Source organism: uncultured Henriciella sp. (assembly GCF_964005855.1).
GTDB lineage: Bacteria > Pseudomonadota > Alphaproteobacteria > Caulobacterales > Hyphomonadaceae > Henriciella.
Genome location: NZ_CAXFSW010000006.1, coordinates 1 through 26243, shown reverse-complemented (window position 1 = coordinate 26243; position 26243 = coordinate 1). Strand labels below are relative to the sequence as shown.

The following is a 26243-nucleotide window of genomic DNA, read 5'->3' as shown; positions in this document are numbered from 1 at the left end:
GCCGGTAAAGGAACGGGCCTGATGAAAGATTTGCGCGACAGGATGGAGCCGGTCTGCCGGGCAGCCGCGCGGCTGGCCCCGGAGCAAGGTGCGCGCTGCATCATGTTCATGTCTGCGCGCGACGGCGAGGGCACGAGCAGTGTTGCCGCCTCTGTTGCCCTGCTCGCCGCCCAGAAATCCCATCGCCCGGTCTGGCTGGTGGATCTTGGGCTGCGGCGCAATGATCAGTATCGGGGTTTCCAGAAAGGCTTTGCGAAAAAGGTCGGGAAACCGGGGCGGGCCTTTGATGGATCGCTTCGTACACTTCCATTCTATTCTGTGGGCGCCGAGGCTGGGGTGAAATCCGATCCGCCGAAGACGCAGCGTCTTCTCGCCGTGCATCAGATTGAAGGCAGCCGTCTTCTGGTCACGCGCTTTCGCAATGAAGCGCTGAAAAAAGGCCAGCGCGTACAGCTTCGTACACGGCCGGAATGGTGGCAGCAGGTGCGCCGCGCGGCCAGCACCGTCATTGTCGATGCCCCCTCGCTATCGCGTTCGCAGGCCGGTCTGGCCATGGCCTCGCAGATGGACGGCATCTTCATTGTGCTACAGGCGGATTCGACGGGCGTCGATGAGGTGATGGCCCTTCGCGATGAGATAGAGGCGCATGGCGGCGTGATTGCCGGCGTGGTCATGAACAGGATCGGAGCGGATGCCAGATTCGCAGACCGGCTTGCAGGATAGACAGGAAAGGTCGCTGGTCGAGCAGGGCGTGCTGGCGATTGAGCTTGGCCTTGCTTTCGTCTGTCTTGTCCTCTTTAGCGAAGGTCTTCTGCCGCGCCTTTTTGCGCATGAACATGATCCCGAAAGCAGCGCCTTCCTCCGGCTGCTCTGGCTGCCCGTCTACGTCCTTGTCCTTGCCGGGTGTGCCTCCAGGATCGTCACCTTGTTTGCCGCAGCTGTCCGGCTGCCCTTTCTGATCGCTCTGCTCGCCCTGGCCGCGGCGTCCTTTACCTGGTCGCTTGACCCGGCCGTGACAGAACGCCGGGCGGTGGCCGTGATCGCAACCACGCTGGCGGGGCTCTATCTCGCCGCGCGCTATGACTGGAGAACGCTTCTTCGTCTGCTTGGGGCCGTCTGGCTTTTCATGGCGATTGTGTCCCTCGTTGCCGGTCTGGTGGCGCCTGGTTTTGCGATCATGACCGAAGTGCACCCCGGCGCCTGGCGAGGCCTCTGGTGGGAAAAGAACTCGCTGGGCGGACACATGGCGCGGGCGGGTTTCCTTTGCGCCTTCCTGCTGGTCCTTGACAGGCCGTGGCGGCTGATATGGGGCGTGGCGGTGCTTCTATGTACCGCCCTCGTCCTGCTCTCGAGCTCCAAAACGGCATTACTCGGCCTGCTCGTTGGTTTCGGGGTGCTTGTCGCAGGGGCGTGGAGCCGGCGCGGTGTTGTAACAACCCTGTCCGGTCTCTGGGTCGGCGTCATGCTGATATCGGGGTTTGCTGCCCTCCTGGTGTTCGCGCCCGAACTGGTTTTCGGCCTGCTGGGCCGGGACGCGACTCTGACGGGGCGCACAGACATCTGGGCCGCGTTGATCGACGCGATAGGCGACAGGCCGCTCCTGGGTTATGGGTACGGTGCGTTCTGGCAGCTGGATTCCATGCCGGCCTACCGTGTGCGTGCCGCCACCGAATGGCTTGTGCCAACCGCGCATAATGGCTGGCTTGAGACAGCGCTCGCGGTAGGTCTTGTCGGGCTTTGCCTTCTTCTGGCCAGCTTCATCCTGTTCGTCGCAAGGGCCGCATGGCTTGCCATTCACAACTGGCTGGGCGTCTTCGCGCTTGGCGTGACGGCGCAGTTCCTGCTCTTCAGCCTGTCAGAGAGTATCGCGCTGCAGCAGAACACGATTGTCTGGGTGACCTATGTTGCGGTAGCGGCGAAGACGGCGCTCAGCCTCAGGCAGCCAGTCCACGCTCCGACCGGTTCAGCGCCGCGCCCATTCCCCGCTGCAGCTGAGCTCCAGCGGCGCCGGGTGAGCGGTGTCCGCCCCATGCGTGTCCACTGAAGGGGCCGGGAGGGGCTGGCTGACAGTCGCTGTGCCGTAGAAGCGAAGCTGTTTCCAGAAAAGGATCTTGCCGAGCCCGCGTACAGCCTTGTCCAGCTGAAAGGCCCGCCGGGGATGGCCGGCAAGGCGCATGCCAAGCCAGACAAGCCCGTGCAGGCCCAGTTTTCCTGCCCCGATGATCATCCACATGACAAGGAGGTCGTATCGGGCCGGCTGTTTCCGGCGCGCCAGTGTGCTCGGCCCCTGACCATAGGCAAAGGCCCGGCGCAGCGTGTAGGACAGGGCGATACGCTGGCGAAGCGGGTGCTCATGGACCGGGGCCGTCGCGGCCCAGGCAAACCTGCCGCCGGCGCTGCGGATACGTTCGAACAGGATATCGTCCTCACCGCCGCTATCGTTCATCCGCACATCGAACCAGGGCTTCTTCATCGTAACCTGGCTTGTGTCGATAAGGCAGTTGCCGCATCCGAAAGGCTTGGCGATATAGCCGGACTCAAAGCCCGGCTTGCGCGCAAAGAAGGCTTCGAAATAGGCCCTGTGCCGGGTCACATCCTCAGGCAGAACGGTCTCTACCGGCCCGAAGGTCACGGCGGCGCGAAAGGTTTCATAGGTGTCCAGCAACCCTTCCAGCCAGTGGCGGGGCGCAGACTGGTCGTCGTCCAGAAAGGCAATAAGCGGCGTTGTGACACGCTCCACCGCGCCGTTGCGAGCATTCGCGACCCCGGCTTCTGGCACGTGCAGATAGATCAGCTCCAGCGTCTCAGGCGCGCGGGCTTTCAGCATCTCAAACGTCTCGCGGGCTGTGGCGTCTGCGGAATTGTCGGCCACAAGCACGCAGAAACCCTCATCGGCCACCCCTTGCCGGAACAGGCTCTCTACCGCGCGGTAGAGGCTGTCGGGGCGGTTATAGGTGGGAATGACAACGGTGAGGTGCCTCGGCGTCATGCGCGTTCAGCTTGCATGATGGCGTCGAGTGCGCTGGAGGGTGTCTGCAGGATCGCGCCTGTGTCGTGTGCAAGGTTCACCAGGCGCCGGAAATGCGCCGGGGTCGTGCCCCATTTACTATGCTTCTGGCGGACGTCATGCGTGAAGACGAATATCCAGGCCGGTGCGCCCGTCGATTGCTCGATCATATGGGCAGCCCGCTCGATAGTGGACTCGTCGGCATTCAGCTCCAGCGCAAACAGCTGCATCAGGTCGGCGCGCCTGCCATTGACGCCGGGATGGATGCCGCGCACCGCGTCAAAGCGCGTGGCAAGGCGGGGTTTGAGGTCCCGGCGGGTCTCGCCATAAGGCCAGGCGAACTGGCGCACGATTTCGTCATGACCCATGGCGACAAGGTTGCGCAGATTGGCATCGATATCGGCCAGAACAATGTCGGCGGGGGCCTGGCTGCAGTCGAGATGGGTCTGGGTATGGGCACCGATTTCATGGCCGGAGGCCGTCAGCGTTTTAAGGTCACCTTCGTCGAACATCTCACCCAGATGGTTCTCGGTGCCGACCATGCCGGTACAGGCGTAATAGCAGCCCTTGGCCCCGACACTGTCCAGAATGTCCGCGCCCGTGTCGGCGGCCGATTTCGGAAAGTCATCGAAGGTGAAACAGATGCGTGTGCGGCGCGGGGCGGCGTCGAGCGGGCGGGCCACATGCCAGCGCGCGGTCCGCCGGCGCAGCTTCGCAAGAAGCGAGTCAGAGGGCTGGTAGGCCGATAGAGCTGCAGCATTCATGTCAGATCCTTCGAATAGGCAATCGCTCTGAACGTTTTCAGGCATACAAGCCGCAGGCCATCTGGCAGGCGGGAATTCCGTGCGCCCCAGCGGGTGAGCGCCTGTAGCGCGCCTTTCGCCGGCAGGTGGCGAAACCGGCGGGCCATGCGATAAAGCGGCATCTGTTGCACCGCTTCGGGATGGCGCCTGGCCAGATGCGCAAAATTGCGCCCCGACCCGCCAAACTTCTCCAGCAGCGTGTCGGTATCGACCAGCCCAAGATGGGTGGCCGGATTATCGATATGGAGCACCGGGTAGCGGGCGGCAATGCTGAGCCCCCAGTCGATATCCTCCCAGCCCCAGCCCTGATAGCCAGGATCGAAAGGCACGGCATCCAGAACGTCCCGGTGGACCAGGATGTTGGAGGAAAAGACATAGCGGCCCGGAGCCCGGTTTCGGGTGGCGGCGTCAAGGCATTCGGAGGTCTGGGACTGGGCCTCATGGAGCGCTGTTTCGCGCGTCGATTTCACCTGTTTCAGGCTGAACCCACCCGCGATCAGGGCCGGGCCGAGGGTCTTTTTCATCGCCTCCAGATAGCGCGACAGGAAGCGCTCATCATCGGGCTGCATGTCTGCATCGAGGAAGAGAAGCCAGTCACAGTCTGCAAGCTCCGCAAGACGGTTCCGGGCATCCGAGCGGCCCCGGTTCTTATGGGCAGTGATCAGCCGGGCCGCGAACGGTGCCTCTTCCAGCTGGGACTTCAGGCGCGCGGTCAGCGCCTTGTCATCGCTTCCATCATCGAGAATGAGAAGGTCGATCTGGTCAGCGTCCTGCATCGTCCGGAGGCTGTCGATCAGGAGGGCCGCATCGTCGTGATAGGCTGGCACGCAAACCGTTATGATGGACGCGCCTACGGTCTTATTCGCCCACACGTCCTCACCCGCGCCAGCACGAGGCGGCGTCCTTCTGGCTGGCGGTGTGGACGAAACGAGGGTGGGGGGCATCCGGTCTCCTAGCGCTGGCGCTTATAGTCGCCAAGAAGGCAGGGCGCGGTGATAATCATGATAAACAGGTCAAACCAGAACGAGGCGCGGTTCACATATTCCATGTCCAGGCGGACCCGCGCGCGCACTTCTTCCCGGGTGTGGACCGGCCCGCGCGAGCCATTCACCTGCGCCCAGCCCGTAATCCCCGGCTTGACCCGGTGGCGGTGGGCGTAGTCGCTGACAATCGCCTGCACCTCGGCATCTTCTGCCGTCATGCCAATGGCGTGCGGGCGCGGCCCGACAATCGACATTTCTCCGCGCAGCACATTTATGAGCTGCGGCAGTTCGTCGATCGAGAAGGCGCGAATGAACCGTCCGACCCGTGTGACGCGGGTATCGTCGGCAACAGTCTGGCGGGCCATCTGTTCTTCCGCCTCCGGGTTGTCGCGCATCGAGCGGAACTTCCAGACCCGGATGATCTGGTTGTTGAAGCCCTGCCGGCGCTGGCGGAAGAAGACCGGGCCCGGACTGTCGAGCTTCACGGCAATCGCTGTCAGAAGCAGAACCGGGCTGAATGCAACCAGAAGCAGCGACGCAAAGACGATGTCGGAGACGCGCTTGATCGTCGTGCGGCGCGTATCGTCCGGTGAGCCCGAGACATAGGCGGCTGGCGAGCGGGCGATTTCGGCCAGTGTTTCGGTTTCCGGGTCAAAGCCTTCAAGGTCGAGCAGCAGGACCACCCTCTGGGGCAGGACTCGAAGCCGGTCGATCAGCTCGCGCACCCGGTGGCGGGCATCCGAGGTGACGGTGACGATGATCCGGTCGATGTCAGGAAGACGCTCCCAGTTCATGAGATCGTCGAGCCGTCCGAGGACAGGCACCCCCGCCATCGATTTTGGCGCCCGCGACAGCCGGTCGTCGAACACGCCGACCACGTTCAGCTCGCGGGTCTCGTCATTGCGCGACAGGAGACGCTGCGCGTTCGGGGTCGCCCCCACAAGTACAACATTCTCCGATAGAACACCGCGGCGCGTCAGGATCTTGAAGAGGACAATGAAATGGGCGTGCACGGCCAGAACCAGACAGAAAGCAAGATAGCTTGCCCCGATGACCCAGCGCGTCTGCGTTTCACCATAGAAGAGCGCGGTCAGGACACAGAGCGAGGCAAGGCCGTAGCCGGCGCCAATCGCCGCGCGGATCATGTGTTCGGTGACAGGCCGGGCATAGGAGAGGCTATAGGATTCGCTGGCCTTGAGCCCCAGGCGGACACTGACGGGCAGGGCCACAAAAGGTATGACGACGCTGACACTGGAATGGAGCAGGCTGTGACCGGAGAGGTCCAGGACGAACCAGGCAATAAAGGCCGCCGCCAGAAAATCTGATAGCCTCAGAAGCGCGCGCAGGAAATTGCGGCTCACCGGATGCTTGCGCTTCTGGATTCGCTCTGCACCCGCAGACAGGTCAGCCAGCGCGCTCGGCGCCCGTGCGACAAGCTGCGGTCCGCGTTTCGGCCGCTTGCTATTGGCCGCGGGGGCCACATGGGGGAATCCTTCGGCCATCGCCTCGGTCTCGTTCAACTCTTCGGCATATCTGCCAGAACAGGGTCAAGACGAGCTTTTCCCGATACATGAAATTTCAGGCAAAACAGCCGAAACGCTCTTTGCCAGCAGTTCCTGATTGCGCAATCCATGGTTTGTTATTCCTCCCTGATTTTGACGCTATATCTTATCCTTATACCATTCCCGCGTCAGAAAGCCGTCAATTAGATCGCACACGAGGCCAATCTCTGTCAGCGTCTCGACATAGCGATCAGGGTCGGCCAGCGGTTTGAAGATCGAACCGGCCTCGAACTGATTGTCAGCCTCCAGCGCAAGCGTGAGATGGCCTTCCTCGAAAACACCGCGCAGCTTGCCGCCCTTGAAGTGGCGTTCCAGCGCGATCAGCCTTTCCATGCGGTCCGGCGTAAGGAGGGTGCGCGCTTCGACCTGATCGGTTGAGTAGACGGTGAACGCGTCTTCGAGTTCTTTGGAAACCAGATCGACTTGCTGCATGCCGTTCTTGCGCCCCCAGCTCCACCAGCCATCGCGCGCAATCAGTGTGCGGCCCAGGAAACGGTCCGGATAGTCGATATTCAGGAGCAGGCCCTGAAATGTTGTGACCGTGCGGCGGTTCTTGCCGGACCCCCGCTGTTCGGTGAGCTTGCACTCCACCAGCGTGAAATCTGCATTTGCGCGCTGGCCTTCGATCAGATCCTCGAATTTGCGGGTGTCGTAACTGGGCAGCAGGCCGACGGCCTTGAGGCGGTCGAAAGCAGGGGTTGGCGGCGCGTTCTCGCTTGAAAAGACGCTTCTCCTGTTGGTGCTGATCCATGTGCCAAGGCTACGCAGCCCGCTCACGCCCGACATGTCCATATGCAGCGTCTGATAGCGAAAGCCGAACGGCTCACACGCCGCGCCGACGACCAGCTCCTTGGTCTGCGACTTCATCGTGAAGACAGGCATCCAGACGGCCGAGCATGCGATGAACGTGGCCACGACCGCTGCGAAAATGCCGAAAGGGAAGACGGTCTCAAATCCAAACGCGATGAAGGCCGCCGCTGTGAGCGCGGCAATGAAGACGCCTACCGCAAGTGTGTGCAGCGTCGCGCGCCGGATAATGGATTTGCGCGCGGCTTCCATCTCTTCCAGACGCGGGTGCAGCTTGTCGCGCCAGAGAAGGGCTGCGCCTTCATGCTCGGGACGCGGTGGCGAAAGGCGCGCAAACCGGTCTTCAAGTGTGATGTCTGTAGTCATCCCCGTCCCCCAGAGGCGCTCGTCTCAGTCTTCCCGGTGCGACCAGAGATCACGATCCGGCGAGGCAATCTCCGCCAGCCGGGTAAGCAAAGCATGAAGCGCGTGGCCTTCTTCATCGCTGAGCGCAGCCATGAGCTCTGCCTCATAGGCGAGGGCGCGCGGTATGACTGCATCATAGACCTCGCGGCCGGCGTCAGACAGCCTGAGGGCCGACTTGCGCCGGTCCACGCTGTCGGAGGTCCGCGTGACCAGGCCCCGCTCGATCAGGCTGGCCGTTGCACGGCTCACCGCCGGCTTGTCCATCAGTGTCCGGCCGGCGACCTCGGTGGAGGTCAGCCCGTCATTCTCCCCCAGCACCGCCAGGATGCGCCACTGCCAGATCGAGATGTCGAATTCGCGCTCATACATGTCCGCGATCTTGCGGGAGACCGCATTGGACAGCACCGAAAGCCTGAAGGGGAGGAAAGTGTCGAGGCGAAGCGTATCGCCGGCAGCGTCATTCATGATCGTGCGAGGTCCCACCTTTGCGAGAGTTAACTTGATTTAGTTGCAAATGAAACTATTATCAGTCTCAAACGCAACAATCTGGAGGTTAAGCACATGGCAGACCTGTTTGAAAATCCGGCTGGCCTCAACGGCTTTGAATTCATCGAGTTTTCCGCACCTGAGAAAGGCCAGCTTGAGCCTGTTTTCGAAGTCATGGGCTTCACGAAGGTTGCAAAACACCGCTCCAAGGATGTTGAGCTCTGGCGCCAGGGCGGCATTAACCTCATCACCAATTACGAAAAAGGCTCGCCGGCCTATTATTTCGCCAAGGAACACGGGCCGAGCGCCTGCGGCATGGGGTTCCGGGTCCGCGATGCCAAGGCGGCCTATGATCATCTCATCGCCAATGATGCAGAGCCGTGCGATGTGCCCACAGGTCCGATGGAGCTGAAGCTACCCGCCATTCGCGGCATTGGCCACTCGCTGATCTATCTGATCGACCGCTATGCGGACGAAGGCGATGAGGGGCTTTCGATCTATGACATCGATTTCGAATATCTGCCGGGCGTGGAGAAGTATCCCGAGGGCGCAGGCTTCAAGCTCATCGATCACCTCACCCACAATGTCTACAAAGGCCGGATGAAGTACTGGGCGGACTTCTATGAGAAGCTCTTCAACTTCCAGGAAATCCGCTATTTCGACATCAAGGGCGAATATACCGGTCTTACTTCGCAGGCGCTGACCGCCCCCGATGGCAAGATCCGCATTCCGCTCAATGAGGAAGCCGAGGGGGGCAAGGGCCAGATCGAGGAGTTCCTGCGCGAGTATAATGGCGAAGGCATCCAGCATATCGCGCTCATTTGCGACGATCTCGTTGAGGCCTATGACCGTTTGAAAGAACGCGGCGTGCCGATGATGACGCCTCCACCGGACACCTATTACGAAATGCTGGGCGAACGCCTGCCGGGCCATGGCGAGGACGAAAACGCGCTGCGCACACGCGGTCTCCTGCTTGACGGGACGACCGAAGGTGGCGAACCGCGCCTCCTTTTCCAGATCTTCGCAGAACCGCAGATCGGTCCGGTCTTCTTTGAATTCATCCAGCGTAAGGGTGACTACAAGCAAGGCTTCGGTGAGGGCAACTTCAAGGCCCTGTTCGAAAGCATGGAACGCGACCAAATCAAGCGCGGCGCGCTGAAGGTCGATGAGAAGGAGGACGCATAATGGCCACCGCTGCCCCCAAACTCGGCGGCGTCCACCACGTCGCCTATCGCTGCAAGGATGCGAAAGAGACGGTCGAGTTCTACAACAAGCTGCTCGGCATGGATTTCCAGCTCGCCATTGCAGAGGACAAGGTTCCCTCGACCGGCGCGCCAGACCCCTACATGCACGTCTTCCTAGACGCCGGGAATGGCAACGTCCTGGCCTTCTTCGAGCTGCCGACCAAGCCGGACATGGACCGCGACCGCAATACGCCTGAATGGGTTCAGCACATCGCCTTCAAGGTCGAGACGATGGACGACCTGATGAACGCCAAGGCGCGCGCCGAGGAAATGGGCCTCGACGTTGTCGGCCCGACCCATCACGGCATCTTCAAGTCGATCTATTTCTTCGACCCGAACGGCCACCGGCTCGAACTCGCCTGCGATATCGGCACGCCCGAGCAGATGAGCGAACTCAAATCGGTCGCCTATGACATGCTGGATGAGTGGTCGCGCACCAAGAAAGCGCCGCGCCACGCGGCATGGCTGCACGAAAAGATTGCCGAAGAGTCGGCCTGACCTACCCTTGTGATAGAGCAAAGAAGCAAGCGCCGCCCATACGGGCGGCGTTTTGTGTTTTCGCAACCTATACGAGCAACCGATCAGGAAGTGCCGCGTTCATGCTTAACGGCATGCAAGGACTTCCCCATGAAAGACACGACGCTGCGCATCAATGGCGAAGAGCGAAAGCTTTCCGCCGATACGCGCACCACGCTTCTCGACGCGCTCCGAAATCATCTTGGCCTGACCGGGTCTAAAAAAGGCTGCGACCACGGCCAGTGCGGCGCCTGCACGGTCATGGTGAATGGCCGGCGCATCAATAGCTGCCTGACGCTCGCCTGCATGCATGATGGCGATGAGATCACCACCGTCGAAGGCCTCGGCCAGCCCGGTAATCTCTCCCCGCTTCAGGCCGCTTTCGTCAAACATGATGGCTTCCAGTGCGGTTATTGCACGCCCGGCCAGATCTGCTCGGCGACCGCCATGCTTCAGGAGGTGAAGGATAACTGGCCGAGCAATGTGTCCGAAAGTCTGACCGGCGAAGCCGAACTTACGCCAGAAGAGATATCCGAACGCATGAGCGGCAATCTCTGCCGGTGCGCGGCCTATCCCAATATCGTCAACGCCATCCGCGAAGCCGCGGAGGCCAGCTCATGAGGCCGTTCGACTATCACCGCTCAGAGAATGCCGGCGACGCAGTAAAGGCCGCCGCCGGTGACGGCGCGCTCTTCATCGCGGGCGGCACCAACCTTCTCGACCTCATGAAGCTCGACCTGATGACGCCCAGCCGCCTGGTCGACATCAACCGGATCGGCCTCAACGACGTCACGCAAACCGAGGAGGGCGGCCTCTCCATCGGCGCGCTCGTGACAAACAGCGATTGCGCCGCCGACGCTCGTATCCGGAAAGACTATGAAGTCCTTTCCCGCGCCATCCTTGCGGGCGCCAGCGGACAGCTCCGCAACAAGGCCACCACGGGCGGCAATCTCTGCCAGCGCACGCGCTGCTATTATTTCTATGACCCTGACATGGCCTGCAACAAAAGGAAGCCCGGCTCCGGCTGCTCGGCCATAGGCGGCGCGAACCGTATTCACGCTATCCTCGGCGCCAGCGATGAATGTATCGCGACCTATCCGGGCGACATGGCCGTCGCCATGTCCGCGCTGGACGCTGAGGTCGTGATTGAAGGCGAGGGCGGCGAGACCCGCACCATCCCCGTTCGCGACTTCCACCGCCTGCCGGGCGACCGGCCGGATCAGGACAATATCCTCGAGCCCGGCGAGCTGATCACCCATGTGACCCTTCCGGCGCCCGCGAAAGGTCGCCACATCTACCGAAAGGTCCGCGACCGCGCCTCCTATGCCTTTGCGCTCGTTTCGGTCGCCGCGATTGTGGAAATGGATGCCGGCAGAATTGCCTCGGCCTCTCTGGCTTTCGGCGGGCTCGCCCACAAACCCTGGCACGATCCTGCGATTGAAGACCTCCTCACAGGAGAAGCCCCGTCCGAGGCCCTGTTCGACAAGGCTGCCGACATCCTGCTCGCCGATGCGAAAGGGCAGGGCCAGAATGACTTCAAGATACCGCTTGCCCGGCGCACGCTGAAAGCCGTGCTGCGCGAAGCGACAGGAGAGCGCTCATGACACGCCACCTTAAAATGGACGAACCGGCGACCAACCGGCTGCTGGACAAGCTGCCCAGCCGTCTCACAGGCGCACCGATGGACCGCCCGGACGGCCCGCTCAAGGTCTCCGGCACGGCGACCTATGCCCATGAATGGCAGCTGGATGGCAAGGTCTTCGGTGTGCTCGCCCGTGCGCCTGTCTCAAAGGGCAAGCTGGTCCGCATCGACAAGTCCGCGATCGAGAACCTTCCCGGAGTTCTCGGCGTCTTCAGCGAGGAGCGCTTCCTGCGTAACCCGGCCCAGGGGATGGCAAACGAAGCCCCGGAACAGGGCGTCAGCGAAATTTCCTATTTCGGTCAGCCGATTGCGCTCGTTGTTGCAGAAACCTTCGAGCAGGCCCGCCATGGCGCCCACCGGCTCGAACTTGTCTGCGAGGCCGCCAGCGACGGCGTCTTCGACCCGGAGGCGAACAATATCGCGCCCGAAAAGCCGGAGGATGACCAGCTCGATCAGGGTGACCTCGACAAGGCCATGGCCGAGGCCGCCTACACCGTCGATTCCACCTATCGCACGCCCAGCCACAACAGTGCGGCCATGGAGCCCCATTGCGCCATCGCCAGCTGGGAAGGCGATCAGCTGACGCTGTATGCAAGCTATCAGATGATCAAGTTCAATGTGAACGAGCTGGCCGACTCCGTCGGCATCGAACCGGAAAAGGTCCGCATTGTCTCGCCCTATGTTGGCGGCGGCTTCGGCTCCAAGCTGGGCATCGCCCCTGAAGCGGTTTCGGCGGCCATTGCCGCGAAAGAGCTTGGCCGGCCCGTCTGTGTGACCCTTACCCGCCAGCAGGTGTTCGAGAATGTCATGCGGCGCTCGGAGTCGCGCCAGCGTCTGCGGCTTGCGGCCGACAAGGATGGAAAGCTGACCGGCCTCGGCCATGAATGCCGCGTTTCAAACCTGCCGGGCGAGAGTTTCCACGAGCCGGTCCTGCAGGCGACCCACTTCATCTATGGCGGCGACAACCGCCGCCTCGGCATGGAGGTCGCCCGCCTCAACCGGATGTGTGCGGGCTCGGTCCGTGCACCTGGCGAAGCCATCGGCATGCAGGTGCTGGAAAACGCGATGGACGAACTGGCCCATACTTCCGGCATAGACCCGGTTGAGCTGCGCAAACGCAATATCCCCGACGCTCATCCTGAAGAGGGCACCCCCTACAGCTCGCGTCCTTTCGCAGAAGCCCTTGATGAAGGCGCAAAGCGCTTTGGCTGGAACAAGCGCAATCCAAAGCCCGGCCAGCAGCGCGAAGGCGAATGGCTGATCGGGATGGGCATGGCGGCTGCCGCCCGCGTCAACATCCTGATGGAATCGAAGGCTCGTGTGATCCTGAAGGAAGACGGCAAGGCCATCGTCGAAACCGACATGACCGATATCGGCACCGGCACCTATGCCATTCTCACGCAGGTCTGCGCCGACATGCTCGGCCTTGAGCCGGAAAACATAGAGACCCGCCTTGGCGACAGTAATTTCCCGAAAGCATCCGGTTCGGGCGGCTCGTTTGGCGCCGCCTCATCAGGCTCGTCCGTCTACCTTGCCTGTCTCGATATCCGCGCGGAACTCGCTCGCCGGCTGGGCTGCGAGGAAAGCGAGCTTCAGCTCGATAGCGGGCAGGCCAGGGGCGGCAGCAAGAGCGGCTCACTGACCGGCCTTCTGGCGGGCGAGGCGATTGAAGCCGAAGGCCATATCGAGCCCGGTGAGACGAAGGAAAAGGTCAAGCAGGCGACCTATGGCTCATACTTTGCCGAAGTCGCCGTCAACGCCGTCACGGGAGAAACGCGTGTGCGCCGCATGCTCGGCGTGTTCGGGGCAGGGCGTATCCTCAACCGCAAGACCGCCACATCGCAATGCTATGGCGGCATGACGTGGGGGATCGGCATGGCACTGCATGAAGCGATGGAGTTCGACATGCGTGATGGTCACGTCGTCAACAACGACCTCGCCGAATACCACATCCCGGTCAATCTCGACGTGCCCCAGCTGGACGTTGTCCTGCTGGAAGAACGCGATGACTGGGCGAGCCCCATACAGGCAAAGGGCCTGGGCGAGCTTGGTCTTTGCGGCGCAGGCGCGGCGATCACCAACGCCATCTTCAATGCGACCGGCGTGCGCGTCTATGACTATCCCGCCACGCTGGACAAGATACTGGACGGGCTGCCCGAGTTGGACATGGTCTGACGGGAGAACACACGATCTGCTAGGGCTGGGGCGTCATTTTTCCGGAGCTTCAGGACCCATGTCTCTTCCAGCGCCTGCCGCAGCCATTCTGCCCGTGCTGATGCTGTTCGCATCGAATATCTTCATGACGTTTGCCTGGTACGGGCATCTCAAATTTCCTGGCCGGGCGCTCTGGCTGGTGATCTTTCTCAGCTGGGGCGTCGCGCTTTTTGAGTATCTGATCGCCGTTCCCGCCAACCGGATCGGGCATCAGGTCTTCAGCGTGGCCGAACTGAAGACCATGCAGGAAGTCATTACACTGATTGTCTTTGCGGGATTTTCTGTCCTCTACCTCAAGGAATCCCTCAACTGGAACCATCTCCTCGGTTTTACCCTGATCGCCAGCGGAGCGGCCGTGATCTTCCTCGGCCCGATCCGTTAAGGGCGGAGGGGGGCTGTAGGACCAAACAAATCCATCCCCACCCTCTCAAACCACTCCCATACTACACGCCTCCCATCACCAGACAGGGCGGTCCGGACCGACCGGGTGGAGATGGTTCTCGTCAAAGCCCCGCGTGCCGGTACAGACCCCGGCAGGCGCGGTAGAGGCGGGAGGGCTCGCCTGCATCAGCAATGATGCGGGCTGAGTGGAGTGCGAAGGTGACCGGTGCTGCGGGTGGGGTGTAACGCCCCTGCCATGTGGTCGGCGTCATGTGGGGTAATCAGTGCTGCGCAGGCTGTCCTGCGTACGAAAATGTTTCCGAGACGGGCCGGGAGTGAGACATCCGAACGGCCGATACCCTTCGCAAGGGCGCGTCCATGGCGGTCGCTCTACAGCCACGCCGAAAGGCTGGCATTACCTATAGCGTCCACCAGGGACGCGCCCGGCCCTGTCACTACGGGGCGAGACTAAAGCGCACCGCCAGCGGGAGAGCCCGCGTGGCGATAGTGGTGTTTGTGGAGACTATTCCGCCTCTCCCTCGGGAGAAGGGAGAAGCGCACACTCTCTCCCAGAAAGCTTTTTCAAAATCGGCCTTCCGCAATACCCGCCCCGGGCCTAGGTTGCGCAAAAACCAATTTGGGAGGGAAACCACATGACGTCCAGACTGGCCGTATCGGCGCTCGCACTTGCCTTGGCCGCTATGCCTTCACTCGCGCAGACGGGTGAGGAAGCGTCGACTGCCCCCGCGCCGCCGCCCGCGGGTGAGGCGAGTGAGGCGACCGCGGCCGCAAATCGCGCCGTGGCTGAACGCCTGCCGCTGAACGATCAGGGTGATTTCGAAGACGCCTCACGCGGCTTCCTGGCGGCCCTTGAAAGCGATGCCATTCTGGACGCCGAGGGCAATACGGTCTGGTCCATACCGCAATTCGATTTCCTGCAAGGCGAAGCGCCCGCCACAGTGAACCCGTCGCTCTGGCGCCAGTCGGCGCTCGCGGCCAGGCATGGCCTGTTTGAGGTGAAGGATGGCATCTGGCAGGTGCGCGGCTACGACCTCTCCGTCATGACCATCATCCGGGGCGATACCGGCTGGATCATCGTCGATCCGCTCCTGGTGAAGGAGACGGCCGCTGCGGCCCTCAAACTCGTCAATGACACACTGGGCGAGCGGCCCGTCACTGGCGTCATCTACACCCATTCGCATGCCGATCATTTCGGCGGCGCCCGCGGTGTGATCAGCGAGGAAGACATAGAGGCGCGCGGCGTGCCCGTGCTCGCGCCGGAAGGCTTTACCGAAAGTGCCGTTGCCGAAAACCTCATCGCCGGCAACCTCATGCAGCGCCGCGCCGTGCTGATGTTCGGCAATACGATTCCGCGCTCGCCAGAGGCCGTGGTCGGCACTGGTCTTGGCCCTGGCCTGTCGCAAGGCACGACAGGTCTGGTCCTGCCAACCGAAGAGGTCGGCGGCTGGGGCACTGTGCGCGAGATTGACGGGGTCACCTTCGAATTCATGGATGCCGGCGGGACCGAAGCACCGGCGGAGTTCATGTTCTACCTGCCGCAATTCGATGCGCTTTGCACCGCTGAAGTCGCGACGGGCACTTTCCACAACGTCCTGACCTCGCGCGGGGCAAAGGTACGCGACGCGCTGAAATGGAGCCGGGTGATCGACCATGCGCTCGCCGATTATGGCAGCAAGTCGGAGGTTGTCTTCGCCTCCCACCACTGGCCGACATGGGGCGCCGAAAACGTCCAGACATTCCTCAAGAACCAGCGTGACACCTATCGTTATGTGCATGACCAGACGCTACGGCGCGCCAATGCCGGCGCCACGATGACCGAAGCGGCCGAGACGATCCCCGAGCCGGCTTTCAGCCAGGAGGATTTCTCCACGCGCGGTTATTACGGCACGCTGAACCACAATTCCAAGGCGGTCTATCAATACTATTATGGCTGGTGGAGCGGGGTGCCCGCCAACTATCACGCCTTGCCGGATGAAGAGACGGCGCCCCGCTATGTTGAGGCGATGGGCGGGCTCGATGCCGTTCTCGCGCTCGGGGCTGAGGCCTATGAGGCGGGCGACTATCGCTGGGCGGCCGAGCTCTTCAACAGGGCTGTCTTTGCTGCGCCGGACAACCAGACCGCAAAAGACTGGTTGGCGGCTGCCTATGAACAGATGGGTTTTCAGGCCGAAAGCGGCTCATGGCGCAGTTATTTCCTCACGGCGGCGTCTGAACTCAGAAATGGTGTGCCCAATGCCGGCGGGCCCAATCTCGGCAATGCCGATTTCCTTGCCGCTGTGCCGACGCTTGATCTCTTCGATGCGCTGGCGAGCCGCTACAATCCGCAGAAGCTGTCACGAGAGCCGTTCGCCGTCGCCTTCGACTTCTCCGACACCGGTGAGACTATCCGCGTGGAGGTCGGCCGCGACGTGGTCGTCCCGCGCGACGTCAGTGAAACGGGCGAGGTTGCCGCGACCCTCAGCCTGGCGCGCAGCGACTTCAACCGGCTCATCCTGCGCGAAGCAGGCGTGCCGCAGCTGATGGAGTCCGGCGCCCTGACCGTGGATGGGGACGGGCAGGCGGCCGCAGCCTTCCTCGGCGCGCTCGACCAGCCCGATTTCTGGTTTCCTGTGGTCACGCCATAGGGCGATATGCAGACACCGGGGATTGGCCTCTTGCCGGGGCCAATCCATCCGGTTAGTCAGGCAAACTGGCGCGGAGAGGTGGCCGAGTGGCTGAAGGCGCTCCCCTGCTAAGGGAGTATACGGCAATCCCGTATCGAGGGTTCGAATCCCTTCCTCTCCGCCAGCTTTCCTTTCGGCATCTCGATTCTCCTGATTGTGTTGAAAACACTGGAGGTTTCGGGGGTTCGAAATCCTTCATTCCGCTGATATTCAAGCGGCCCCGAAAACACCAATCTGAGCACGGTTTTTCTGTCTTCCGCGCGCCCGTTTTTCCAGAGATTATAAGGGTTTGACAGGAAGCGCAGCGTGAGTTCGAACATCTCCTCGAAGGGGCGCTGCTTCTTTGGCTGCTGAACGAGCTTTTCATTCAGTGCCAGCTTCTCCCGCTCAAGCGCATCGATACGAGTCTCATAAGCGCCAATGACACGCTCATTCTGAGCTGACACAATGCGGTCGAGCAAAGCGGCAATATCCTTGTCCAGCCCCGCAATCTTGGTTTTGACCGTCTTGAGGCCCGCCTTGGCTTGAGCAGCCTGCCGGTCCCAGGCATCCTTGAACATGGCTGAGACCAGCTTGATCAGCACAGGGCCGGGTGTGAGCTGGCGGAGCATGGCTTCAAAAGCGCTCTCCATCTCATCGCGGCGGATCGACTTGCGATAGTCCGAACACCCTTTGCGAAAGCACATATAGTAAGGGTGGCGCTTTCCAGTCTTGCTCTTCGACCAGCAGGACGTCATCACATGGCCGCAACAGCCGCAGGCAACAGCGCCGCGCAACGGGAAGTCGTGATTAATGTCGGCACGTGCTGGTGCATAGGCCTTGCCTTGCAGGCGCTCCTGGATCTGCTCGAACATCTCGAAGCTGATTAGGCCGTCATGCTTGCCCTGGCGCAGCGAGACACCCCATTCCGGGCGCTCAACCATACCCGCGTAGAGCACGCGCGTGAGGATGTCTTTGACGAGCTGGCCCCGGACCAGACCTCGCCCATCGCGCGGAAAGGCCGGAAAGCTTTCGAAGAAGCGCTTCACTTCTGCCTGTGTCTGGAACCGGCCAGAGGCAAAGCCTTCCAGCCCTTCCTGGATGATCGAGGCAATCGGCTCATCACGGGTGAGCACATTGCCATGGCCCTCCATCTTCTGGAATTTGAAGCCAATGCACGCATGGAACGGCCAATAGCCGGAGCGAATACGCGCTTCCATCCGGTTGCGCGTTTGTTCGGCGTTCTTCACCCGCGCATGCTGGCTAACAGAGGCCAGCAAATGCTCGATCAGCTGGCTGTCGGAATCCTCGCCAAACTCGATAGAGGGCGATTCCAGAACACCACCTGCCTGAGAGATGGCTGTGCGGAGTTTGAGATGCGCGTCGAGGCCGCGTGCAAGGCGTGAGATGTCATCGATGATGACGCGCACTGTCTCCTTGCGGTGCTTGCGCACATAGTCGAGTAGCGCCTTGATGCCGGGCCGGTCCACGATACTGCCGGAGACCGCCTTGTCCTCGAAGATATGGACAAGCTCATAGCCCTTGATACGGGCGAACTCACCACAGCGGGCCGCCTGGCTTTCGGCGCCCTGTCCCTTCTTGACCTGAGCCGCCGAAGACACGCGCACATAGGCAACAGCCTTTTGATTGGGTTTGCTTGCTGTCTCTGTCATGGCTGCCCTCCTGAATATGCTTCCATAGAGGATAGCAAAATGTCCGCCCGCATGGTGGCTGAGCGTCGACTTTTTGCGACTTGTCCACAGGCACGCGCGTGATCCTCACGCATGGCTTCTGCCTGCTGGACCGGATGCACGCCGAAGCCCAACTGGACGAAGCTGGAGACGATGGACCAGAGCGCTTCGAGGAGCGCTGTTTTGTCCGCCTCGCTCATATCGCTATCGGCGAGTAGCGCCTCATAGGCGGAGAGATCGATCCCGACCGACGGCGGGTCCTTTCTATAGGGTGAGTTTTCTGATGAGGCCTCACTGCCGGATGCAGCGGTGCCATACGCATGGATATCCATGACGGTCCTCCTTTCGGTAGGTTGGGGTTTACTCAATTGTTTGAGTTTCGGGATCGAGCACCGCGCGCGATCAGTCCGCGTACGGATATATCAAAATATGTGGATAAAATTCAAGTAAAATTTTAAATATTTCAACGATCTATAAGCGCGACTGGCGCTATCCCGTATCCGGCAAGGGATACAGCACGTAAGAAAGTTACGGCAATAGGATCGGATTCATACAGGCGCATTGCGCGGCGCACAAAATTTGGCGCATGACGGCCTGAATTTTGGAAGGAAGAAAGCGCGCTTTAAAGCGTCTTCGATTTCTGGATGCTTTGGGTCTGCGCATCCTGGCGCTGCGCGCGCTCTTTTTCGATGGCTTTCAGCTCATCCTGGATGCTTGCATGCTGCTGGCTGAGACGCGTTCGGACCTGTTCATTGGTCTGCACACGGACCGTCCCCTTTGGCTGATAACTGGGCTGCGGGGTCTTGGGATGGCCGAGCATTTCTTCGATCTTGTCGGCCTTGGCCTGCAAATCGGCTTCACGCGACGCATAGGTCTCGCCAGACTTCAAATTGAAACGCTGTTTGACCATGGCGGTTCTCCGGGAAAGTTTGGATTATTCGGCGGCGACAGCCGCTCGCCTGTCCTTAGTCGCCACAACTGGTTGAGACGTGGTGGCCTCATTCGGCATGGCCAGCATATCCCACTGGTCGTAATTGGCGCGCGGCAGACGCATCGGCTTCATGCCCGAGACGAAGAAGAAGGCATCACCTGCTTGGCGGCTCACTTGCTTTTCGACCTGGTCGGGCCGGGCGACATCGCGCATCTCCCAACTCGATGTGGTCGAGTTTGATTGGGCGCTCTTGGTGCGGGTGTATTTCTGATAGTGCTCCTTGCCGAGCCGGGCCGACAGGTAGCGCTGGCTCTCCAGATCATTATTGGCGAACATGATCAGCAGGCCGGAATTGGCAACGAAGGTCTCCCAGGCATCGCCATAGTGTTCCTTGAGCTGCGTGATGTCCTGGGCGCAGATAAACAGCTTCACGCCGAACTTCGCCGCTTCCCCGGCAGCCCGCTTGATGCGGTCCATACGCCCAAGCAGCGGGAACTCGTCCATGAAGAACAGGGTCGCATGCTCTGGCTTGTCGATGCTGAGATCCTGCATTGCCTCGAAAGCAGCGTTAAACAGGAGGCGCAGCCAGGCCTTGTAGGTGTCGCCCATACCGGCCGGCAGGACGAGATAGAGGCTTAGCTTGCCCTCTTTCAGCTCACGCATGGAGAAGGTGCTAGTGCGGGTGAACTCACTCATCACCCCGCTATCGAGCCATTTCATCGCCGTGCGGGCGATCTCCATGGTCGAGGCCAGTTCTTCCTCATGCCGGTTTTCGTTGCTTTCGCCGAAGCGGCGGATCAGGCCACCGAAGGCGTCATTCCGAGATAATGCCACCCAAAGCGCGCCAAGGTCCGAAGTCATCAGCAAGTCGCGTACCTGCCCGAGATTCATATGCTCAGGCAGTGCACGCGTGCCGACATAGGCGATCAGCATGGCCAGCATTTTACGGGGAGCATGCATCCAGTACGGATCGGCACTCTGGTCACTATGCAAGCTCTCTGCCAGCATGTGGCATTTGTCGATGGCATTTGGATCATTGTCGAAATCGACCTCCGCCATCGGATTCCAGTGATCGCTTGGATCGCCCGTCACACCAAACGGATCGAGCAAGACAACACGCTGGCCCAGCACGTCCCGGCGATACTTGGCGGTCGCGGCATAGTTCTCACCGCTTGGGTCATAGATGATGGCCGAACCCTGCCAATGTGCCAGATTGGGGATAATCAGCGAACGGCCTTTACCGGCCCGGCTACCCGCAATCATTGTGATGTGGCGGTCATCATCGAAGGTGATCTTGCGCGGCGGACGGGCGGGCACGAATTGTCTCGGCGCCATGGTCAGCATGAAGCCGTCCTTGGCGGACTCTTTCTGGTCGCCTCCGCCCAGTCGCTGACGCACTAGACGGAAACGCGTTGTCACCGCCGCGCGCCTGTCACGGAAGCGGTCCCATTTGGTCATGCCCCAGTCGAGAAACTCTTCCCACCCGCCGGTCAGCGTGAGCAGGCCGGCAATCGCAATCGCCAATACGACGACCACCCCGGCCAGGACAGCAACGGCTTGCCAGGCAAAGCCCAGCCACTCCCACCAGTAATAGACGCTATCTGCGATCGCGCTCATGATCAGCGTCGGCAGGGTCACGAGCAGCAGCAAGCCAAGCCCCACCGTCATGATCCAGAATGACAGGGGCGAAGTCAGGCCGAAACGGCTCTTGAGAAGCTGCTGCATTGGGTAAAACTCCTGAAAGAGAGAATTGATGTCCTTTTGAGGGACCAGCCGCTGCCCAAGCAGCGGCTGGTCATTCGCTTAGAGATCGTCTGAAAGCTTGGATGCTTGCGGAAGGAAGTCGATGAGCAGGATGTCTCGTTCGGCGGTCGTTCCATCAGGCCCCAGCGCGATTTCTTCGACGTGGTGTGATATTTTCCTATCATCTATGACCCACGCTTCGAACGGCTGGCTCAATTGGAGCCACCTGATCTTTTCGCCAGGCTTTAACTGATCAGGACGTTTTCCTGCTGCTTCTGGAACAGCAATTAGGTTGCCTCCGCCAACACAGTTCTGACGCTTCAGAAGAATGCCAAACGTGATTACTTCACCATCTCTGTGAAGCTTGTTGGGGCTGGCTGCCGCCAACACGCCTGGTTCGCTAGCGCTTAAGCGCACCCAGTGCGTACCGACCATTAACAGCCCATCGGGATGTAGAATGTTGGCCATTACGCCGATTTCGGCGCACATCTGGATGATCTGATGAACCGCTGAATTGTTGCCTTCGCGCTCACTTAGAGAGGGAAATATTCTCTCAACATCAGCAATTTCTGGATCGGGATGGTATTGGCCAGATTGGCTATATCCCGTGATAGGCGAACCATTCTCATCACGTTTCAAGGCCCAGCGCACAAGCTCGCCTGTTCCCGTAAAGTGAAGGTATCTGGCAAAGCGCCGGAACCTGGTTCCTGTCACGTCATAGTCGTCGACAGGAAGACTTGAGCAGATTCGCCGTTGAAATGCATCAAAACTTCGTTTGGTCTTGCGATTCATCAGAGCCGAAAAATCAAACTCTGCGAACCCTTGAGCCTCCAGCTCGTCAGCAATTCCAGCCATCGTCAAAAGCCGTTTGCTGTAGGATGAAGATAATATCTTCATGCGAGATCCTCCCATATCCATCGCCGCCCAGCATCCTGAGTAGAAGCGATCTACGAAAGAAAGTCAACTAAACACAAAATAATTTTCTAAAGTTATGTATTTTTAGCGTATTTTGCTTACTTTATGGCTCGTGCATGCAGGCGTTGCGCCATACTGTATAGCTTCGAAATAGCATCAATGGCGTCAGGCTCGGCTGACAAAACTCTCTCAGCGACTTCATCATAATGAGCGACCTGCTTGCAGAGCGTCACGCCTTCTGGAAGCTCATTTTTCCGTAGCCAGTTACTTAACGCTTCGTACAATTTCGGATCGATCCTTCGAAGATGTGCCCTGGGCATTCCTTCTTCCATAAACTCAGCATAGACTCGTTCGATGAATGCGGCTGGGTTTTCAGATCTTCTCTCACGATTAGCATAAAGCTCCGGTGCCTTTGCCGGTAAATCGGGCTCCTTTAGGGCTTCAGCAAAAGCAAATACTAATGTTCTTTTTTCGCGCGGAAGGCCTTTCAAAACTTCTGCTATTTGACTGTTTATGTAATTCTCATCCACAAATCCCCCTTGGTTAAGACTGGGCCAATCCTGCACAGGAAGGCCAGATGGGATTTTATCATCTTTGTCCTTGTTTTTGCTAGAAATATTTCTCTTTTGCGCTTTCTGCGACATCACCAGCCAACCTCTGCCAAATATCCTACGTTCTTCCTGCCGTCCTTACCGTGACGGGCGCTTCTAAAGCTCCAACACAAGCATCCTAAAACGCCCGCGTCAGGCCGGCTCCAGAGTTTAATGTATTCCTCGCGGTCGTACTGCGCTTTGTAATCCGGATAAAGTTGGTTGCCTCGCTCATTCTTCATAAGGTCCTCATACATGGTGCGCGTGTGCTCCAGAATGTGGGGGTTCGAAACCACGCGACCGCCGAGCAAGACTACGGTAGGGGTAAAAAACAACGTCATGTGATGCACAGCTTGAGCGATGTAGAAGCTCAGCCAACGCAAAGTTTCGGAGTCCGATCCGAGCGATCGGATGTCCTCTGCGGTCAAATGCCAAAACTCCTTCAGTGCCGGAAGAGAAATCGTCCCCTCTAGACAGGGCAGGTAATGTGCCCCGCAGTTCGCGACGGGATATTTATCCTCAAGCCCTGGAGGCGGGTATGCAACGGTATGACCGATTTCGAGCGATGCTTCCCCGCGTTTAAAATAGTTCCGCTGAAAAACAGCTCCGCCGACGCCGCTGTCCAAGAGAATATAAGCGACGGTGTCCTGACCAAGCTTATACTCTTTCTCACGATAAGCCTTCGACCCATGAGTATGTCCACGTAACCGAAACTGCCGGAAGTGATAGTGCTCGCCCAGCACCATGGCCTCGGCGTCAGTGAGACAACGCACGATCACATGGTCATTCCCATACTTGGCGAATTCGCTTTCCACTGCCCCTGCAAGGTCGAACCCGGACCATTTTTGTAGCCTTGCCCCGCTGATAATGCTTCCACCTGCCACGAGACCGGATATGCCATCCTGGAAAGGTCCTATACTCGCCGTGGTGACCGCCTCGATCTTTGAGATATCCGCACTCTCAGCAAGTCGGGCAACGGCTTCTGCCACATCATCTGTGGCATTAGGGTTTGATGGAAATCTCTGGGCGTGGGGAGGCTTCTGAGGATCTGACTTATTTATGAAATCGGGGTTAGACCGGAATACCATGCCGGGGTAAGCAAACTCTCGGTCTGTAACTGAAGCAGTTGCCCAAATCACATCGTCGTCGGCAAAAAAAATACCCGCAAGGAATTGTGAGTCTGTCATGAAAGCACCTCCGCTGATTTCAATTAAGCATTGAACACATCGCGCTTGACCTCAAGGCTGGCCCACCCTTGTGTCGGCGCTGCCTTCGGCCCGGGCTCTAGGCGCAAAGCGCCCCGAGCCAGCAAGGGCTGTCTCGGCCCATACGGGTGACGATCCCTAACGCAAGAGAGTCCTAGAGGTTTGGAGCCGCTCAAGCTCACCAAAGGAAACCACCGGCCCCTTCTTGATGAACCTTATTGCTTCCCGCTGCGGGTATGATTTTTGTCCCCAGCCAAGGTGAGGAACAAAAATCCTCCCCTCCGCTAGCGGCAGCGACGGCGGCTCCGAAGGAAACCGGCTAATCGGTACGCCGAAAAATGACTTGGCTTTCTTGTTCCTCCACGAGTTCAAAGGGTCCCCAGCACATATCTTCAATCAGGCGCTCTCGTCCTGTGATCAGGTGATCCATATGAGGAAATTTCGCAAAATACGCCAGGAAGGTCTTATTAAGGCCTATAGCAGTTTCCTCATCAATTGCCTCATTCGAGAACGCACCGTTGAACTCGCCTTCTACTAAAATGATGAGAGTTGTTGGATCGACCGCAAGTACACGCTGAAATGGCACCATACCAGGTAATGGCAGGTTCATCGCAGGGTGATGTGGTGCTTTGATAGGAATCACAGGCGTCGTTGAGGTGCGCAACGCAATCGGTGACCGTTTTACTAAAACCATACTGGAGCTGGTCTGCAGCTGTTCAATCGACGTGGTCGACCTGCGATTTTGAAGGACTTTTGCAGAACCGGGCGATTTGCCCAATAGCTCAAAGAATCGCCTTTCTTCATCAGCAAAGGGAATCTCTTTTTGATCGCTTAGAGCAAGGCTTACAAGCTCCTCACCAGTCGCACGGTAGTGCGGTGTTCGAAATTCGAAATGCTTGATAAGCGCTTGCAAGACGCCTCGATCTGAAGCGTCCAATGTCTCTGTGTGGCCATTTTTTATTTTTGCCCAAGTCTGGCTACGGGTGATAGGTGTTTCAACCAGACGATTTATGTCTTCCTCGACTGAGACGGCCTGACCATTGCGCGAATGTACGTAAAAATCGGGTTCGTAGCCGATACTTCCAATCGAACGTTCTTTCCAAACGGCCATTTTGCCAAACTTCGCAACTGAGGTGACCTTCTTTTTCTCTAGATCTACTGCAAAGTTTCTTAGAAGGAACTGAGGTACGGTATGGTGTTTCCTGGCCCTACTCATACAGATCCTCAAGAGTTTTACGAAAGCACACGATTAGTCCCTGCTGACCTGCTCCCCGAAGGGTACCCGTTTATAAGTTAGCTCTGTTCCACATTTGATCTGTGTTTGCGTATTCGACTGGCGTCAAGCCGTCGAGGCTCGTGTGGGGTCTGTTGTGATTGTAGTCGCTCCTCCATGTGTTGATGATGAGGCGGGCATGACCGAGGCCTTCGAAGAGGTGTTCGTTCAGGCATTCATCCCTCAGCCGGCCGTTGAAGCTTTCGATGAAGCCGTTCTGCATCGGCTTGCCGGGGGCGATGAAGTGCCAGGACACGCCGCATTCCCGGCACCATCTGAACATGGCGTTGGAGGTAAACTCCGTCCCGTTATCAGAGACGATCATGCAGGGCTTGCCTCTAAGCTCGATGAGCTGATCCAGCTGGCGCGCAACCCTGACGCCTGAGATGGATGTATCCACCAGGAGCGACAGGCACTCGCGCGTGCAGTCATCGATCACGGCGAGTATCCTGAACCGCCTGCCATCTCTCAGCGTGTCCGAGACAAAGTCGAGGCTCCAGCGCTGGTTCGGCTCAGCTGGTATCAGCATTGGACGTCGCGTGCCGATAGCCCGTTTGCGGCCACCTCGCTTGCGTACCGTCAGCCGCTCCTCCTTGTAGAGCCGATAGAGCTTCTTGTGGTTCAGGCAGATGCCCTCGCGCTCAAGCATCATGCCGATCCGCCGATACCCGAACCGGCGGCGCTCAGACGCGATCTCGCGCATACGCTTGCGGACACCGCCATCATGGCCGCGTTGCGGCTGATAGCGATATGTCTTCGGCGCAATGCCAGCGAGGGCGCAAGCGCGGCGCTGGCTGTACTGTCTTTCATTGATCGCCCAGGTCACGGCGTCTCTCCTCGACTTGGGCGTTAGAAGTTTTTTGCCAGCATCTCTTTGAGCGTCGCATTGTCCAGCATCTGCTCCGCCAGCATGCGCTTCAGCTGGCTATTCTCTTCCTCCATCGCCTTCAGGCGCTTGGCGTCAGAAACGGTCATCCCGCCATACTTCGAACGCCATTTGTAAAACGTCGCATCCGATATCCCGTGCTTGCGGCACAGCTCAGCCGCCGTCATGCCAGCAGCATGCTCCTTCAGGATCCCGATAATCTGCTGTTCGCTAAATCTGCTCTTCTTCATCCGTCTACTCCTCGTCAGGAACAGACTAACCTCAAAACGAGGGCAATTCAGGGGAGCAGGTCAATA

General features: G+C 59.5%; 25 protein-coding genes and 1 tRNA gene. 12 read left to right on the top strand and 14 right to left on the bottom strand.

Annotation, left to right across the window (positions count from 1 at the left end; translation table 11 throughout):
- Window positions 1-21: 21 nt before the first annotated feature.
- Both ABNU55_RS09385 and ABNU55_RS09380 read left to right on the top strand, forming a co-directional pair.
- Entirely contained in the window at window positions 22-723 is a 702-nt protein-coding gene (locus tag ABNU55_RS09385; protein ID WP_290753831.1) for a hypothetical protein, read from the top strand.
- A complete protein-coding gene (locus ABNU55_RS09380; RefSeq protein ID WP_290753834.1) occupies window positions 692-2044 on the top strand; it encodes an O-antigen ligase in 1353 nt (450 codons plus the stop codon). The genes ABNU55_RS09385 and ABNU55_RS09380 overlap by 32 nt, the downstream gene beginning before the upstream one ends.
- Here ABNU55_RS09380 and ABNU55_RS09375 read toward each other — a convergent pair.
- The 6 genes from ABNU55_RS09375 to ABNU55_RS09350 all read right to left on the bottom strand — a co-directional run bounded on the left by ABNU55_RS09375 (window position 1964) and on the right by ABNU55_RS09350 (window position 8032).
- Complete coding sequence (locus tag ABNU55_RS09375) at window positions 1964-2989, bottom strand: glycosyltransferase family 2 protein (RefSeq protein WP_290753836.1); 1026 nt, start codon at window positions 2987-2989, stop codon at window positions 1964-1966. The two genes, ABNU55_RS09380 and ABNU55_RS09375, sit on opposite strands and share 81 nt — an antisense overlap.
- On the bottom strand, window positions 2986-3771 hold the full coding sequence (locus ABNU55_RS09370; protein WP_290753839.1) for a polysaccharide deacetylase family protein: 786 nt from the start codon (window positions 3769-3771) through the stop codon (window positions 2986-2988). The genes ABNU55_RS09375 and ABNU55_RS09370 overlap by 4 nt, the downstream gene beginning before the upstream one ends.
- A complete protein-coding gene (locus ABNU55_RS09365) occupies window positions 3768-4754 on the bottom strand; it encodes a glycosyltransferase family A protein (protein WP_290753842.1) in 987 nt (328 codons plus the stop codon). The genes ABNU55_RS09370 and ABNU55_RS09365 overlap by 4 nt, the downstream gene beginning before the upstream one ends.
- Before the next feature lie 8 nt (window positions 4755-4762).
- Window positions 4763-6295, bottom strand: a complete 1533-nt coding sequence (locus ABNU55_RS09360) for an exopolysaccharide biosynthesis polyprenyl glycosylphosphotransferase (protein ID WP_290753844.1) — start codon at window positions 6293-6295, stop codon at window positions 4763-4765.
- 159 nt (window positions 6296-6454) lie between these two features.
- Window positions 6455-7528, bottom strand: coding sequence for a DUF3137 domain-containing protein (locus tag ABNU55_RS09355; protein WP_290753847.1), 1074 nt, complete (start codon window positions 7526-7528; stop codon window positions 6455-6457).
- 24 nt (window positions 7529-7552) lie between these two features.
- Window positions 7553-8032 (bottom strand): MarR family transcriptional regulator, encoded by a 480-nt coding sequence (locus ABNU55_RS09350; RefSeq protein WP_290753849.1) that lies wholly within the window; start codon window positions 8030-8032, stop codon window positions 7553-7555.
- 96 nt (window positions 8033-8128) lie between these two features.
- Between ABNU55_RS09350 and hppD the strand changes: the two genes are divergently transcribed.
- The 10 genes from hppD to ABNU55_RS09300 all read left to right on the top strand — a co-directional run bounded on the left by hppD (window position 8129) and on the right by ABNU55_RS09300 (window position 18119).
- Window positions 8129-9238 (top strand): 4-hydroxyphenylpyruvate dioxygenase, encoded by a 1110-nt coding sequence (gene hppD, locus ABNU55_RS09345; RefSeq protein WP_290753851.1) that lies wholly within the window; start codon window positions 8129-8131, stop codon window positions 9236-9238.
- Window positions 9238-9795, top strand: coding sequence for a VOC family protein (locus tag ABNU55_RS09340; protein ID WP_290753853.1), 558 nt, complete (start codon window positions 9238-9240; stop codon window positions 9793-9795). The genes hppD and ABNU55_RS09340 overlap by 1 nt, the downstream gene beginning before the upstream one ends.
- A gap of 129 nt (window positions 9796-9924) precedes the next feature.
- Window positions 9925-10434: a 2Fe-2S iron-sulfur cluster-binding protein gene (locus tag ABNU55_RS09335; protein ID WP_290753855.1), complete on the top strand. Its 510-nt coding sequence runs from the start codon at window positions 9925-9927 to the stop codon at window positions 10432-10434.
- The gene (locus ABNU55_RS09330) at window positions 10431-11417 is read left to right on the top strand and encodes a xanthine dehydrogenase family protein subunit M (protein ID WP_290753857.1); all 987 of its coding nucleotides are present in this window, start codon (window positions 10431-10433) and stop codon (window positions 11415-11417) included. Before ABNU55_RS09335 ends, ABNU55_RS09330 begins: the two co-directional genes overlap by 4 nt.
- Entirely contained in the window at window positions 11414-13630 is a 2217-nt protein-coding gene (locus ABNU55_RS09325) for a xanthine dehydrogenase family protein molybdopterin-binding subunit (RefSeq protein WP_290753858.1), read from the top strand. The genes ABNU55_RS09330 and ABNU55_RS09325 overlap by 4 nt, the downstream gene beginning before the upstream one ends.
- A gap of 58 nt (window positions 13631-13688) precedes the next feature.
- Window positions 13689-14051, top strand: coding sequence for a DMT family protein (locus tag ABNU55_RS09320; RefSeq protein ID WP_290753861.1), 363 nt, complete (start codon window positions 13689-13691; stop codon window positions 14049-14051).
- A 652-nt stretch (window positions 14052-14703) separates the two neighbouring features.
- On the top strand, window positions 14704-16695 hold the full coding sequence (locus tag ABNU55_RS09315) for an alkyl sulfatase dimerization domain-containing protein (RefSeq protein WP_348764329.1): 1992 nt from the start codon (window positions 14704-14706) through the stop codon (window positions 16693-16695).
- A gap of 72 nt (window positions 16696-16767) precedes the next feature.
- A tRNA-Ser gene (locus ABNU55_RS09310) sits at window positions 16768-16858 on the top strand.
- Window positions 16859-17474: 616 nt separating this feature from the next.
- Window positions 17475-17603, top strand: coding sequence for a hypothetical protein (locus ABNU55_RS09305; RefSeq protein ID WP_348764328.1), 129 nt, complete (start codon window positions 17475-17477; stop codon window positions 17601-17603).
- A gap of 6 nt (window positions 17604-17609) precedes the next feature.
- Window positions 17610-18119 carry a hypothetical protein gene (locus tag ABNU55_RS09300; RefSeq protein ID WP_348764327.1) on the top strand — a complete coding sequence of 170 codons (510 nt, stop codon included), beginning with the start codon at window positions 17610-17612 and terminating at the stop codon, window positions 18117-18119.
- A 263-nt stretch (window positions 18120-18382) separates the two neighbouring features.
- On the opposite strand, the gene ABNU55_RS09295 is transcribed toward ABNU55_RS09300, so the two are convergent.
- The 8 genes from ABNU55_RS09295 to ABNU55_RS09260 form a co-directional block, all read right to left on the bottom strand.
- Entirely contained in the window at window positions 18383-18736 is a 354-nt protein-coding gene (locus ABNU55_RS09295; protein WP_348764326.1) for a hypothetical protein, read from the bottom strand.
- Between the two features lie 290 nt (window positions 18737-19026).
- A complete protein-coding gene (locus tag ABNU55_RS09290) occupies window positions 19027-19314 on the bottom strand; it encodes a hypothetical protein (RefSeq protein ID WP_348764325.1) in 288 nt (95 codons plus the stop codon).
- A 24-nt stretch (window positions 19315-19338) separates the two neighbouring features.
- Window positions 19339-21060 carry a type IV secretory system conjugative DNA transfer family protein gene (locus ABNU55_RS09285; RefSeq protein ID WP_348764324.1) on the bottom strand — a complete coding sequence of 574 codons (1722 nt, stop codon included), beginning with the start codon at window positions 21058-21060 and terminating at the stop codon, window positions 19339-19341.
- 78 nt (window positions 21061-21138) lie between these two features.
- The gene (locus tag ABNU55_RS09280) at window positions 21139-21975 is read right to left on the bottom strand and encodes a 2OG-Fe dioxygenase family protein (protein ID WP_348764323.1); all 837 of its coding nucleotides are present in this window, start codon (window positions 21973-21975) and stop codon (window positions 21139-21141) included.
- Window positions 21976-22091: 116 nt separating this feature from the next.
- Window positions 22092-22637 (bottom strand): hypothetical protein, encoded by a 546-nt coding sequence (locus ABNU55_RS09275; protein ID WP_348764322.1) that lies wholly within the window; start codon window positions 22635-22637, stop codon window positions 22092-22094.
- Entirely contained in the window at window positions 22637-23770 is a 1134-nt protein-coding gene (locus ABNU55_RS09270) for an ROK family protein (protein ID WP_348764321.1), read from the bottom strand. The genes ABNU55_RS09275 and ABNU55_RS09270 overlap by 1 nt, the downstream gene beginning before the upstream one ends.
- A gap of 337 nt (window positions 23771-24107) precedes the next feature.
- A complete protein-coding gene (locus ABNU55_RS09265) occupies window positions 24108-25004 on the bottom strand; it encodes a DUF4238 domain-containing protein (RefSeq protein ID WP_348764320.1) in 897 nt (298 codons plus the stop codon).
- Window positions 25005-25074: 70 nt separating this feature from the next.
- A protein-coding gene (locus tag ABNU55_RS09260) for an IS3 family transposase (RefSeq protein WP_348764319.1) occupies window positions 25075-26177 on the bottom strand; the annotation gives its coding sequence in 2 pieces (ribosomal slippage) (window positions 25075-25928 and window positions 25928-26177; 1104 coding nt in all).
- Between the last annotated feature and the right edge of the window lie 66 nt (window positions 26178-26243).

Excerpts from the sequence above, each read along its gene's own strand:
- ABNU55_RS09385 (WP_290753831.1), top strand. The coding sequence starts at position 22 with ATGAAAGATTTGCGCGACAGGATGGAGCCGGTCTGCCGGGCAGCCGCG.
- ABNU55_RS09380 (WP_290753834.1), top strand. The coding sequence starts at position 692 with ATGCCAGATTCGCAGACCGGCTTGCAGGATAGACAGGAAAGGTCGCTG.
- ABNU55_RS09375 (WP_290753836.1), bottom strand. The coding sequence starts at position 2,989 with ATGACGCCGAGGCACCTCACCGTTGTCATTCCCACCTATAACCGCCCC.
- ABNU55_RS09370 (WP_290753839.1), bottom strand. The coding sequence starts at position 3,771 with ATGAATGCTGCAGCTCTATCGGCCTACCAGCCCTCTGACTCGCTTCTT.
- ABNU55_RS09365 (WP_290753842.1), bottom strand. The coding sequence starts at position 4,754 with ATGCCCCCCACCCTCGTTTCGTCCACACCGCCAGCCAGAAGGACGCCG.
- ABNU55_RS09360 (WP_290753844.1), bottom strand. The coding sequence starts at position 6,295 with ATGGCCGAAGGATTCCCCCATGTGGCCCCCGCGGCCAATAGCAAGCGG.
- ABNU55_RS09355 (WP_290753847.1), bottom strand. The coding sequence starts at position 7,528 with ATGACTACAGACATCACACTTGAAGACCGGTTTGCGCGCCTTTCGCCA.
- ABNU55_RS09350 (WP_290753849.1), bottom strand. The coding sequence starts at position 8,032 with ATGAATGACGCTGCCGGCGATACGCTTCGCCTCGACACTTTCCTCCCC.
- hppD (WP_290753851.1), top strand. The coding sequence starts at position 8,129 with ATGGCAGACCTGTTTGAAAATCCGGCTGGCCTCAACGGCTTTGAATTC.
- ABNU55_RS09340 (WP_290753853.1), top strand. The coding sequence starts at position 9,238 with ATGGCCACCGCTGCCCCCAAACTCGGCGGCGTCCACCACGTCGCCTAT.
- ABNU55_RS09335 (WP_290753855.1), top strand. The coding sequence starts at position 9,925 with ATGAAAGACACGACGCTGCGCATCAATGGCGAAGAGCGAAAGCTTTCC.
- ABNU55_RS09330 (WP_290753857.1), top strand. The coding sequence starts at position 10,431 with ATGAGGCCGTTCGACTATCACCGCTCAGAGAATGCCGGCGACGCAGTA.
- ABNU55_RS09325 (WP_290753858.1), top strand. The coding sequence starts at position 11,414 with ATGACACGCCACCTTAAAATGGACGAACCGGCGACCAACCGGCTGCTG.
- ABNU55_RS09320 (WP_290753861.1), top strand. The coding sequence starts at position 13,689 with ATGTCTCTTCCAGCGCCTGCCGCAGCCATTCTGCCCGTGCTGATGCTG.
- ABNU55_RS09315 (WP_348764329.1), top strand. The coding sequence starts at position 14,704 with ATGACGTCCAGACTGGCCGTATCGGCGCTCGCACTTGCCTTGGCCGCT.
- ABNU55_RS09305 (WP_348764328.1), top strand. The coding sequence starts at position 17,475 with ATGGCCGCAACAGCCGCAGGCAACAGCGCCGCGCAACGGGAAGTCGTG.
- ABNU55_RS09300 (WP_348764327.1), top strand. The coding sequence starts at position 17,610 with ATGCTTGCCCTGGCGCAGCGAGACACCCCATTCCGGGCGCTCAACCAT.
- ABNU55_RS09295 (WP_348764326.1), bottom strand. The coding sequence starts at position 18,736 with ATGGATATCCATGCGTATGGCACCGCTGCATCCGGCAGTGAGGCCTCA.
- ABNU55_RS09290 (WP_348764325.1), bottom strand. The coding sequence starts at position 19,314 with ATGGTCAAACAGCGTTTCAATTTGAAGTCTGGCGAGACCTATGCGTCG.
- ABNU55_RS09285 (WP_348764324.1), bottom strand. The coding sequence starts at position 21,060 with ATGCAGCAGCTTCTCAAGAGCCGTTTCGGCCTGACTTCGCCCCTGTCA.
- ABNU55_RS09280 (WP_348764323.1), bottom strand. The coding sequence starts at position 21,975 with ATGAAGATATTATCTTCATCCTACAGCAAACGGCTTTTGACGATGGCT.
- ABNU55_RS09275 (WP_348764322.1), bottom strand. The coding sequence starts at position 22,637 with ATGTCGCAGAAAGCGCAAAAGAGAAATATTTCTAGCAAAAACAAGGAC.
- ABNU55_RS09270 (WP_348764321.1), bottom strand. The coding sequence starts at position 23,770 with ATGACAGACTCACAATTCCTTGCGGGTATTTTTTTTGCCGACGACGAT.
- ABNU55_RS09265 (WP_348764320.1), bottom strand. The coding sequence starts at position 25,004 with ATGAGTAGGGCCAGGAAACACCATACCGTACCTCAGTTCCTTCTAAGA.